Below are 10,813 nucleotides of genomic sequence, written 5' to 3' on the forward strand. Positions count from 1 at the left end.
GTCTCCCGGTCAGCCGGTGGTGAAGGTGAAGTCGTCCACGTCGTACAGCGCGCCGGTGCCCTCGCCCTGGAAGACCAGGTAGAGCTCGGTGGCGCCGTCCGGGGCCCCGGAGAGGTCCGCGGTGACGTCGGTGAACGTGTCCCAGCCTCCGGTCACCGGTACGGTCGCGGTGCCCAGCAGGGTTCCGGTGGGCGAGCCGGCGCGGAACTCCAGGGTGCCGCCGGCGCCGCCGGAGGAGACCCGGGCGGTCACCGAGGTGGCCTCGGAGAGGTCGTACGGGGTGAACGAGATCCAGTCGCCGGCGTTGATGTCGCCGACCGTCCGGCCGCCGTGCGCCGTCTCCTTCTCCATGCGGCCGACGCCCGAGGAGTCGCCGTAGTGCTCGGCCTGGCGGTTCTCCGGCTGGAGCACGACCTGGTCGTGGACGGTGAGCGGGGCCTGGCCGCCTCCGCCGCCGTCGGTGTACTGCGCGTCGACCACGCCGAACACGTTGGCGCTGGCGTCGTGGCCGCCGTCGGCGGTGGTCTGCAGGGTGCCGGTGCAGCCGTTCGCCGAGGTCAGCGGGTGACCGTGGCTGTCGTGGCCGAGGACGAAGGTGACGGTGACCTTGGAGCAGTCGATCCGCCGGCCGTCCTCGCGGTCGGTGACCTTCACCTGGAAGGGGATGGCGTCGCCGAAGGAGAACAGCTCGCCGTCGCCCGGCGTGACGAGCTCGACCTTCGGGGCGGTGTTGCCGACGACCACGCGCACGGTGGCCTTGGCGGTGCGGCCGGTCGGGTCGGTGACGGTCAGCTTGGCGGTCCAGGTGCCGTTCTTCTTGTAGGTGTACCGCGGGTTCGGGGCGGTGGACGTCCCGCCGTCGCCGAACTCCCACCGGTAGGTGAGCTGGTCGCCGTCGGGGTCGGCGGTGCCCTCGGAGGAGAAGGACACCTTCAGCGGCGCCTTGCCGGAGGTGACCGACGCGGTGGCCTCGGCGAGCGGGGAGCGGCCGCCGGTGGCGTTCTCGATGCGGTAGAGGGCGGAGTTCTCGTCGCCGGCGAACCACTGGAGGCCGTAGTCGAGGACGTAGAGCGCGCCGTCCGGGCCGAACTCCATGTCGGTGATCTGGGTGCCGTCCCACGGGAGGTCGTTGATGGCCTGGACGGTGCCGTCGGCGTCCGCGGTCACCCGCTTGATCCATTGCCGGCCGAACTCGGAGACGAACACGTCGCCGTCGAACTCCTCGGGGAACTTCACCGGGGAGTCCAGGTCGGGGTCGTAGTGGTAGACGGGGGCGCTCATCGGGGACTCGGAGCCGCTCCCGAACTCCGGGACGCTGCCGCCGTCGTAGGCGATCCAGGCGGGCTGGGCCGGGGGCAGCTCGCGCAGACCGGTGTTGTGCCGCGAGTCGTTGACCGGGGCGGCGCAGTCGAAGGCCTCACCCGAGGTGCCGGTGGCGAAGTCGTAGTCGCGGTAGGCGTCGTTGTCACCGGTGCAGAACGGCCAGCCGAAGTTGCCGGGGCCGGTGACCCGGGCGAACTCGACCTGCCCGGCCGGACCGCGCTCCGGGTCCGCGGCGCCGGCGTCGGGGCCGTAGTCGCCGACGTAGAGGATGCCGGTCTCCCGGTCCACGTTGAACCGGTAGGGGTTGCGGAAGCCCATGGCGTAGATCTCGGGACGGGTGCCCTCGGTGCCGGGGGCGAACAGGTTGCCCTCGGGGATCGAGTACGAGCCGTCCTCGTTCACCTTGATCCGCAGGATCTTGCCCCGCAGGTCGTTGGTGTTGCCGGAGGTGCGGCGGGCGTCGAAGGACGGGTTGCGGTTCTCCCGGTCGTCCAGCGGGGAGTAGCCGTCCGACTGGAACGGGTTGGAGTCGTCGCCCGTGGAGAGGTACAGGTTGCCCTGGGCGTCGAAGTCGATGTCGCCGCCGACGTGGCAGCAGATGCCGCGGGTGGTCTCCACCTCGAGGACGTTGGCCTCGCTGTCGAGGTTCAGGGTGCCGTCCTCGTTCAGCGTGAACCTCGAGAGCCGGTTCACGCCCTCGAAGGGCTCGAAGTCCGCGGCGGTGCCGGTCTCGGGCGCGTCGCCCTCGGGGGTGTCCAGCCGGGGCGCGTAGTACAGGTACACGTACCGGTTCTGCTCGAAGTCCGGGTCGACGGCGATGCCCTGGAGCCCCTCCTCGTCGTGCGAGTACACGTCGAGGCGGCCGGAGAGGCTGGTGTTGCCGGCGTCGTCGGTCAGGTAGAGCGAACCGTCGCGGGAGGTGGTGAGCACCGACCGGTCGGGCAGCACCGCCAGCGACATCGGTTCGCCGATCATCTCGACGCCCTTGGCGAGGGTGACCTGCTGGAACTGCGCCTCCTCGGCCGCGGGAGCGGCCGGCGCGGCCCCGGCCGGGCCGGTCGCCAGGGTCAGGGAGGTGCAGGCCAGCAGTGCGCCGCCGAGCAGCGCCACGGCCTTGTTGAATCGTTTCTGCCGGTTCCTTCTGTTCGAGCGCACGGAAAATCCTCCGTCGGCTGGTGAACGTGCGGGTGTACGCCGGGATGCGCCGGCAGCCCGGTGGGTCCGGTGTGGCGCGGCGGAAGCCGGCCGGGCGGTCAGTTGCCGCCGAACGCGGCGTCGAAGGACGCCGTGGGAGGGTCGAAGTCGAACGCCTTGAGCCGCGTGAGCGCCTCGGGCGCGCCCTGGAGCCGGTCCATGCCGGCGTCCTCCCACTCGACCGAGACCGGGCCCGCGTACCCGATGGAGCGCAGCATCCGGAAGACGTCCTCCCACGGCACGTCGCCGTGTCCGGCCGAGACGAAGTCCCAGCCGCGACGCGGGTCGCCCCAGGGCAGGTGGGAGCCGAGCCGGCCGTTGCGTCCGTCGAGGCGCTTGCGGGCCTCCTTGCAGTCCACGTGGTAGATCCGGTCGCGGAAGTCCCACAGGAAGCCGACCGGGTCGAGGTCCTGCCACACGAAGTGCGAGGGGTCGAAGTTGAGTCCGAAGGCGGGCCGGTGGCCGACGGCCTCCAGGGCCTTCTGGGTCGTCCAGTAGTCGTAGGCGATCTCGCTGGGGTGGACCTCGTGGGCGAACCGGACGCCCTCGGCGTCGAACACGTCCAGGATCGGGTTCCAGCGGTCGGCGAAGTCCTGGTAGCCGCGCTCGATCATCGACTCCGGGGCGGGCGGGAACATGGCGACCAGGTGCCAGACGGCCGAGCCGGTGAAGCCGATGACGGTGTCCACGCCGAAGGCGGCGGCGGCCCGGGCGGTGTCGGCGATCTCGGCGGCGGCCCGGCGGCGGACGCCCTCCGGCTCGCCGTCGCCCCAGATCCGGGCGGGCAGGATCGCCTGGTGGCGCTCGTCGATGATGGCGTCGCAGACCGCCTGCCCCACCAGGTGGTTGGAGACGGCCCAGCACTTCAGGCCGTACTTGTCGAGGAGTTGCCGGCGGCCGTCCAGGTAGGACGGGTCGGCGAGCGCCTTGTCGACCTCGAAGTGGTCTCCCCAGCAGGCGAGTTCGAGGCCGTCGTAGCCAAAGTCGCGGGCCAGCCGGCAGACCTCCTCGAGCGGCAGGTCGGCCCACTGTCCGGTGAAGAGGGTGAAGTTGCGGGGCACGGTCGGTCTCCTCGGTCGGGTCGCGTGAGGGGGTCGTTTCCGGACGTCGCGTGCGGACGTCGGGGCCGGGCGGGGCCCGCGCTCATCCCACGGTGGTGTAGGCGGAGCCCTTGGCGGCGCTCTCCTCGACCGCCGCGAGGACCTTCTGGACGCGCAGCCCGTCCTCGAAGGTCGGCGCGACCGGTTCGCCGGCGTGCACGGCGTGCACCAGGTCGCGGGCCTGGTGGACGAAGGAGTGCTCGTAGCCCAGGCCGTGCCCGGGCGGCCACCAGGCCTCCAGGTAGGGGTGCTCCGGCTCGGTGACCAGGATCCGGCGGAACCCCGCTTGCGCGGCGGGCTCCCGGTGGTCGTGGTACTCCAGCTCGTTCAGGCGTTCCAGGTCGAAGGCCAGCGAGCCGTCGGAGCCGTTGAGTTCGATGCGCAGGGCGTTCTTGCGGCCGGTCGCGAAGCGGGTCGCCTCGAAGGAGGCGAGGGCGCCGCCGGTGAACCGGCCGGTGAACAGGGCGGCGTCGTCGACGGTGACCGCTCCGGTGCCGTGGGAGGCGCCGGCCGAGGCGAGCCCGCTCGAGGCGGTGGCGGGCAGCGGGCGTTCCCGCACGAAGGTCTCGGTGAGCGCCGACACCCCGGCGAGGGTGTCGCCCGCCAGGTGCTGGGCCAGGTCGACGATGTGGGCGCCGAGGTCGCCCAGCGCCCCGGACCCGGCGGCCTCCTTGCGCAGCCGCCAGGTGAGCGGGAAGGCGGGGTCCACCAGCCAGTCCTGGAGGTAGGCGACGCGCACGTGGCGGAGCGTGCCCAGCCGGCCGGCGGCGACCATCTCGTGGGCCAGCGAGGCGGCGGGCACCCGCCGGTAGTTGAAGCCGACCATGGCCGTCCGGCCGCGGCCGGCCGCGGCGCGGGCCGCCTCCACCATGGCCTCCGCCTCGGCGACGCTGTTGGCGAGCGGCTTCTCGCACAGGACGTGCTTGCCTGCCTCGAGGGCGGCGATCGCGATCTCGGCGTGGCTGTCGCCGGGGGTGCAGATGTCGACGAGGTCGACGTCGTCGCGGGCGATCAGGGCACGCCAGTCGGTCTCGGTCGCCGCCCAGCCGTGGCGGTCCGCCGCGGCGCGGACCGCCTCGGGGTCGCGGCCGCAGATCGCGGCGAGCCGGGGTTGCAGGGGCAGGTCGAAGACGCGGCCGACGGTGCGCCAGGCCTGGGAGTGGGCGGCGCCCATGAAGGCGTAGCCGACCATGCCGACCCCTAGGGGGCGGGGCTGTGCCATGCGTTTCTCCTCCTCATCGACACGCGCGGTCCGGGGCGGGCCCTCCTTCGGGGGGGCCCGGCCCCGCCGGCGCACCTCGTCGCTTCCTCACCGCCGGGTGTGCGGCACACCGGCGGCGTCGGTCAGTCGAAGCCGATCGGCATGTACTGGTCGACGTTGGACTTGTCGACCACCGCGGAGTAGGCGGTGACCTGCGAGGGGATCTCGAACTCGGCGAGCCCGGAGACCCCCTTGCCCTGGCCCAGGGCGCGGGCGAGGTCGATCGCCGAGGCGGCCATCGTCGGCGGGTACAGCACCGTCGCCTTGAGGACGCCGTCGTCGGCCTTGATCGCCTCGAACGCCGAGAGCGCTCCGGCGCCGCCGACCATCAGGAAGTCGTCGCGGCCGGCCTGGTCGATGGCGCGCAGCGCGCCCACGCCCTGGTCGTCGTCGTGGTTCCACAGCGCGTCGAACTTCGACTGGGCCTGCAGCAGTTGGGCCATCTTGGCCTGCCCGCTCTCGACCGTGAAGTCGGCGGCCTGGCGGGCCACCTTGCGGATGTTGGGGTAGTTCTTCAGCGCGTCGTCGAAGCCCTTGGTGCGCTGCCGGGTCAGTTCCAGGTTGTCGAGTCCGGCGAGCTCGACGACCTTGGCGTCGGCCTTGTCCTTGAGCTTCTCGCCGATGTAGTGCCCGGCGTTGAGGCCCATGCCGTAGTTGTCGCCGCCGACCCAGCAGCGGAAGGCCTGGGGCGAGCTGAAGATGCGGTCGAGGTTGACCACCGGGATGCCGGCCCGCATGGCCTTGAGGCCGGTCTGGGTGAGGGCGGCGCCGTCGGCGGGCAGGATGACCAGGACGTCGACCTTCTTGTTGATCAGCGTCTCGATCTGGCCGATCTGGGTGGCCGTGTCGTTGGACCCCTCGGTGATGTCCAGGGTGACGTCCGAGTACTTCTCGGCACGGGAGCGGGCCTGCTCGTTGATGGCGTTGAGCCAGCCGTGGTCGGCCTGCGGGCCGGCGAAGCCGATGGTGACCTGCTTGCCCGGCTTGTCGTCGGCGGCGGCGGGCTGCTGGGAGGAGCCCGTGTTCTTGTCGTCCTTCTCGTTGCTGGTGCAGCCCGTGAGGAAGGCGCCGGCCGATACGGCGGCGGTCCCGAGGAGCAGTCCCCGGCGGCTCGTGAGGTCTGGCATGGCGGTGGACCCTTCTGTCGGCTCGGGATCAGGTCAGCTCGTTCTTGGCGGTGCGGCCCTGGATGAGGACGGCGGCGACGATGATCGCCCCCTTGGCGATCTGCTGGACGTCGCTCTGCAGGTTGTTCAGCGCGAAGATGTTGGTGATCGTGGTGAAGATCAGGACGCCGAGGACGGAGCCGACGATGGTGCCGCGGCCTCCGGTGAGCAGGGTCCCGCCGATGATCGCGGCGGCGATGGCGTCGAGTTCGTAGAGGTTGCCGTTGGTGTTCTGGCCCGAGCCGGAGAGCACGATCAGCATGAACGCGGCGATGCCGCAGCACAGTCCGGACAGCAGGTAGAGGTAGAGGCGCTGGCGGCGGACGTCGATGCCGGCCAGCCGGGCGGCCTCCGCGTTGCCGCCGACGGCGACGGTGCGGCGGCCGAAGGTGGTGCGGTTGAGCACCAGCCAGCCGACGACCGTCACCGCGGCGAAGACCAGCACCAGCGGGGGGATGCCGAGCACGTGGGCGTCGCGGCTGCCGAGTTCCAGCACCCCGTCGACGGTGACGATCTGGGTGCGCCCCTCGGTGATCAGCAGGGCGAGGCCGCGCGCCGAGGCGAGCATGGCGAGGGTGGCGATGAACGGCACCATCGCCCCGTAGGCGATCAGCATCCCGTTCACCAGGCCGCAGCCGAGTCCCACGATCACGGCGGTGAACAGCACCCCCGCGAACCCGAACTCCTGGGTGGCCACGGTGGTCGCCCACACGGATGCCAGGGCGACGATGGCGCCCACCGACAGGTCGATGCCGCCGGCGGTGATCACGAACGTCATGCCGACGGTGACCACGCCGATGACCGAGGCCTGGGTGAGGACCAGTTGGAGGTTGCGGAGGTCGAGGAACTGGTCGGGCCGGGTGATGCCGCCGACCACGATCAGCGCGGCCAGCACCCCCAGCAGTGACAGGGTCCGCACGTCCAGTCGTGCGAACACGGGCCGGGGGGTGGTGGGGCCGCCCTCCGTGGGCGGCGCCGACTTCCGCGCCCCGGTGGCGGGCGGGACCCCGTCGGCCGGTGGCGACATGGGTTGCGTCATGCCTGGCTCCCTTCGGCAGCCGCGTCGGTGGCGTGCAGTACGAGATCGAGGACCCGGTGCTCGTCGAGCTCCTCGGCCGGCGCGGTGTGCACCACCCGGCCCTCGCGCAGGACCAGCACCCGGTCGGCGAGGCCCAGCACCTCCGGCAGTTCGCTGGAGACCAGAAGGACGGCGAGTCCTTCGTCGGCGAGGCGCCGGATCACCGCGTAGAGCTCGGCCCGGGCGCCGATGTCCACGCCGCGGGTGGGTTCGTCGAGCAGCAGGACGCGGCAGCCGCGCAGCAGCCAGCGGGCCAGTACGGCCTTCTGCTGGTTGCCCCCGGAGAGGGTGCGCACGGCGGTGTCCGGGTTGTCCGGCCGCAGCGACAGCTCCCGGGTGGCGGCGCGGGCGGCGGCGCGCTCGGCCGCGCGGTCCAGCCAGCCGCCCTTGGCGAACCGGGCGAGCGTGGACACCGAGACGTTGCGGGTGACGCTCTCCAGCATCAGCAGCGCCTGTGCCTTGCGCTCCTCGGGGGCCAGGCCGATACCGGCGCGGACCGCGGCGGGCACGCTGCCGGGCCGCAGCGGCCGTCCGTCGACCAGGACCTGGCCGGCCGTCGGGCGGCGGGCGCCGTAGACGGTCTCCAGGATCTCGGAGCGGCCGGAACCGACCAGCCCGGCCAGGCCGACGATCTCGCCGGGCCGCAGTTCGAGGTCGAACGGCTGGAACCTCCCCTCCAGCGCGAGGCCCCGGACGGTGAGCACGGGGGCGGCGGCGGGCGTCCCGGCGGGGCGGGGCGGGAAGGCGTGCTCGACGCTGCGGCCGGTCATCAGGGAGACGATCTCCCGTGTCGGCGTGGTGCGCGCCGGCAGCCCGCCGGCCACCGCCCGGCCGTCCTTGAGCACGGTGACCCGGTCGCCGATGCGGCGGATCTCCTCCAGCCGGTGGGAGATGTACACGACCGCGACGCCCGCGTCGGTGAGGGAGTCGACGATCCGGAAGAGGTTGTCGACCTCGTCGGGGTCCAGGGCCGCCGAGGGCTCGTCCATCACGATCAGCCGCACCTCGTGGGAGAGCGCCCGGGCCATGGAGACGATCTGCTGCTGCGCGGCGGAGAGCGCGCCGACCGGCCGGGCGGGGTCGATCTCCGGGTGGCCGAGGCGGCGCAGCAGCTCGGCGGAGGCCTGGCGGGCGACGCGGGGGCGCACCACGAAGCCGGCCCTGGTCGGCTCGTGGCCCAGGTGGATGTTCTCGGCCACGGAGAGGTGCTCCACCAGGTCGAGCTCCTGGTAGATGGTGGCGATGCCCAGCTTGGTGGCCGCGTTCGGCGAGCGCAGGGAAACCGTTTCTCCTTGCCAGGTGATGGTGCCGCTGTCGGGCTGGTGGGCGCCGGCCAGCACCTTGATCAGGGTGGACTTGCCCGCGCCGTTCTGCCCGAGCAGGCAGTGGACCTCGCCTGCCCGGACCTCCAGGTCCACCCCGTCGAGGGCGCGGACGCCCGGGAAGGACTTGGTGATCGCGGTCATGGTGAGCAGCGGTACGGGGGCTTCGGACGGCATGACGGGATCTCCCGGCGGTAGGCAGGGCAGACGGGATCGCGCGCGGTCGCGGTGGTGCGGCTCGGGTGGTGCGGCTCTGTGGTGCGGCTCTGTGATGCGGCTCGTGGTGCGGCTCTGCGGTGGGGCTCGGTGCGGTGGTCCGGTGCAGTTCGGTTCAGTCCGGTCCGGTCCGGTGACCGGGTGGTCCGCCCGTCAGGCGGGCGAGAACACGTGGTCGCTGATCAGGCGGGCGGCGCCGATGACTCCGGCGGCGTTGCCCAGTTCGTCCAGGACGATCGGCAGGTTGCCGGTCGCCAGGGGCAGTGACTGGCGGTAGACCTGGGTGCGGATGGCGGCGAGCAGGTTGTGCCCGAGACCGGTCACCCCTCCGCCGATCACCACCAGGCCGGGGTTGAAGAAGCTGACGAGTCCCGCGATGACCTGTCCCGCGCGGGTCCCGCCGTCGCGGATCAGGTCGAGGCAGGTGGCGTCGCCGGCCGCCGCGGCGGCGCCGACGTCCGCCGCGGTGAGCCGGCCGTTCTCGGCCAGCCTGGCGGCGAGTTGCGGTGAACGGCCCTGCTGGGCGGCCTCCACCGCGTCCTGGGCGAGCGCGGCGCCGCTGAAGTGGGCCTCCAGACAGCCGCGGTTGCCGCAGGCGCAGGGGCGGCCGTCGGGCACGGCCTGGATGTGGCCGATGTCCCCGGCGCTGCCGGTGACACCGCGGTGGACCGTGCCCCCGACGACGATGCCGCAGCCGATGCCCGTGCCGATCTTGACGCACAGGTAGTCGTCCACGGACCGGGCGACGCCGGCGTGCATCTGGCCGAGCGCCATCAGGTTCACGTCGTTGTCGACCATGACCGGGCAGCCGAGTTCCTGGCTGAGCGCCTCGCGCACCGGGAACCCGTCCCAGCCGGGCATGATCGGCGGCGCGACCGGCACGCCCTCGGGGAAGCGGACGGGGCCCGGGACGCCGATGCCGGCGCCGTCGAAGCCTTCCGCGAGACCCGAGGCCCGCAGCTTGGCGGCCATGTCGAGGACCTGCTCGAAGACCGCGACGGGGCCCTCGCGCACGTCCATCGGCTGGGTCAGGTGGCCGAGGACCTCCAGCTCCGCGTTGGTGACGGCGACGTCGACCGAGGTCGCGCCGATGTCCACGCCGAGGAAGCGGAGGCCGGGGGCCAGACGGACGTTGTGGGAGCGGCGGCCGCCGCGGGAGGCGGCGAGTCCGTCGGCGACGACCAGTCCCGTCTCCAGGAGCCGGTCCACCTCGACGGCCAGCCTCGACCTCGACAGGTCGACCCGGTCCCCGAGCTGCGCCCGGGAGTTGGGGCCCTCGTCCCTCAACAGCCGCAGGATGCGGGCCTGATGACCGGTGGCGGGCCGTGCGGTCATGCGTCTCACAGTCCCCTCCCCGGTTCGACGTCCCGTGCCCTGGCTTGCTTTCGCGGAGAACGTAGCAGCGGCGGTGCGGGGTGGGAAGAAGTCGCGCACGATTCCGTACCAACTTTCTCCCGTCGCAGGACAAAGCCGCGACGGCACCCGCCCCGCGCCCGTCCCGGCGTGGTGCGCGGGGGTGCGGCACGAGGACGGCCGCGGGCGGGGTGGTGAACGGGACGAGGCCTGGTGGGGGGGGTGCGTGCCCCAGGGGGGTGGGGGGTGGGGAGGTCGGTAGCATCGGGAGCGATCCGTACTGGACGTACTGGACGTTCCGTCAGGAAGGAATCAATCGTGGCCACCACGCGATCCGCCCACACCGTCTGGGAGGGCAACCTGCTCGAGGGCAACGGCGTCGTCACCTTCGACTCGTCCGGCATCGGCGAGCAGCCGGTCTCCTGGCCCTCCCGCGCCGAGAAGGCGAACGGAAAGACCAGCCCGGAGGAGCTGATCGCCGCGGCCCACTCGTCGTGCTTCTCGATGGCGCTGTCGCACGGCCTGGCCGGCGCCGGCACGCCGCCGCAGCGGCTCACCACCTCCGCGGACGTGAGCTTCCAGCCCGGCGAGGGCATCACCGGCATCCACCTGACGGTGGAGGGCACGGTCCCCGGCATCGACAACGACACGTTCGTCGCCGCCGCCGAGGACGCCAAGAAGAACTGCCCGGTCAGCCAGGCGCTCACCGGCACCACCATCACCCTGTCGGCCAAGCTGGCCTGACGCCGTCGGGGGGGGGGGGGCGGCCCCCCCCCCCCCCCCCCCCGCGGGCGCGGCAA

Annotated in this window: 8 protein-coding genes; 1 reads left to right on the top strand and 7 read right to left on the bottom strand. The window is 72.5% G+C overall.

The annotated features are described in order from the left end of the window. Positions 1-9 precede the first annotated feature (9 nt). From ACWD3O_RS16120 to ACWD3O_RS16150, 7 genes are all read right to left on the bottom strand, one after another. Positions 10-2,478 carry a PQQ-dependent sugar dehydrogenase gene (locus tag ACWD3O_RS16120; RefSeq protein WP_451416283.1) on the bottom strand — a complete coding sequence of 823 codons (2,469 nt, stop codon included), beginning with the start codon at positions 2,476-2,478 and terminating at the stop codon, positions 10-12. A 98-nt stretch (positions 2,479-2,576) separates the two neighbouring features. Then, entirely contained in the window at positions 2,577-3,578 is a 1,002-nt protein-coding gene (locus ACWD3O_RS16125; RefSeq protein ID WP_451416284.1) for a sugar phosphate isomerase/epimerase family protein, read from the bottom strand. 82 nt (positions 3,579-3,660) lie between these two features. Further along, positions 3,661-4,839: a Gfo/Idh/MocA family protein gene (locus tag ACWD3O_RS16130; RefSeq protein WP_451416285.1), complete on the bottom strand. Its 1,179-nt coding sequence runs from the start codon at positions 4,837-4,839 to the stop codon at positions 3,661-3,663. 122 nt (positions 4,840-4,961) lie between these two features. Beyond that, positions 4,962-6,005: a substrate-binding domain-containing protein gene (locus ACWD3O_RS16135; RefSeq protein ID WP_451416286.1), complete on the bottom strand. Its 1,044-nt coding sequence runs from the start codon at positions 6,003-6,005 to the stop codon at positions 4,962-4,964. Positions 6,006-6,033: 28 nt separating this feature from the next. Further along, positions 6,034-7,083 carry an ABC transporter permease gene (locus tag ACWD3O_RS16140; RefSeq protein ID WP_451416287.1) on the bottom strand — a complete coding sequence of 350 codons (1,050 nt, stop codon included), beginning with the start codon at positions 7,081-7,083 and terminating at the stop codon, positions 6,034-6,036. After that, positions 7,080-8,588 carry a sugar ABC transporter ATP-binding protein gene (locus tag ACWD3O_RS16145; RefSeq protein WP_451416298.1) on the bottom strand — a complete coding sequence of 503 codons (1,509 nt, stop codon included), beginning with the start codon at positions 8,586-8,588 and terminating at the stop codon, positions 7,080-7,082. Before ACWD3O_RS16145 ends, ACWD3O_RS16140 begins: the two co-directional genes overlap by 4 nt. 225 nt (positions 8,589-8,813) lie before the next feature. Further along, positions 8,814-9,995: an ROK family transcriptional regulator gene (locus ACWD3O_RS16150; protein ID WP_451408990.1), complete on the bottom strand. Its 1,182-nt coding sequence runs from the start codon at positions 9,993-9,995 to the stop codon at positions 8,814-8,816. Positions 9,996-10,331: 336 nt separating this feature from the next. On the opposite strand from ACWD3O_RS16150, the gene ACWD3O_RS16155 reads away from it, so the two are divergent. Continuing rightward, positions 10,332-10,757: an OsmC family protein gene (locus ACWD3O_RS16155; RefSeq protein WP_451408991.1), complete on the top strand. Its 426-nt coding sequence runs from the start codon at positions 10,332-10,334 to the stop codon at positions 10,755-10,757. The last annotated feature ends 56 nt before the right edge of the window (positions 10,758-10,813 follow it).

Source organism: Streptomyces sp. NPDC002640, assembly GCF_053592575.1.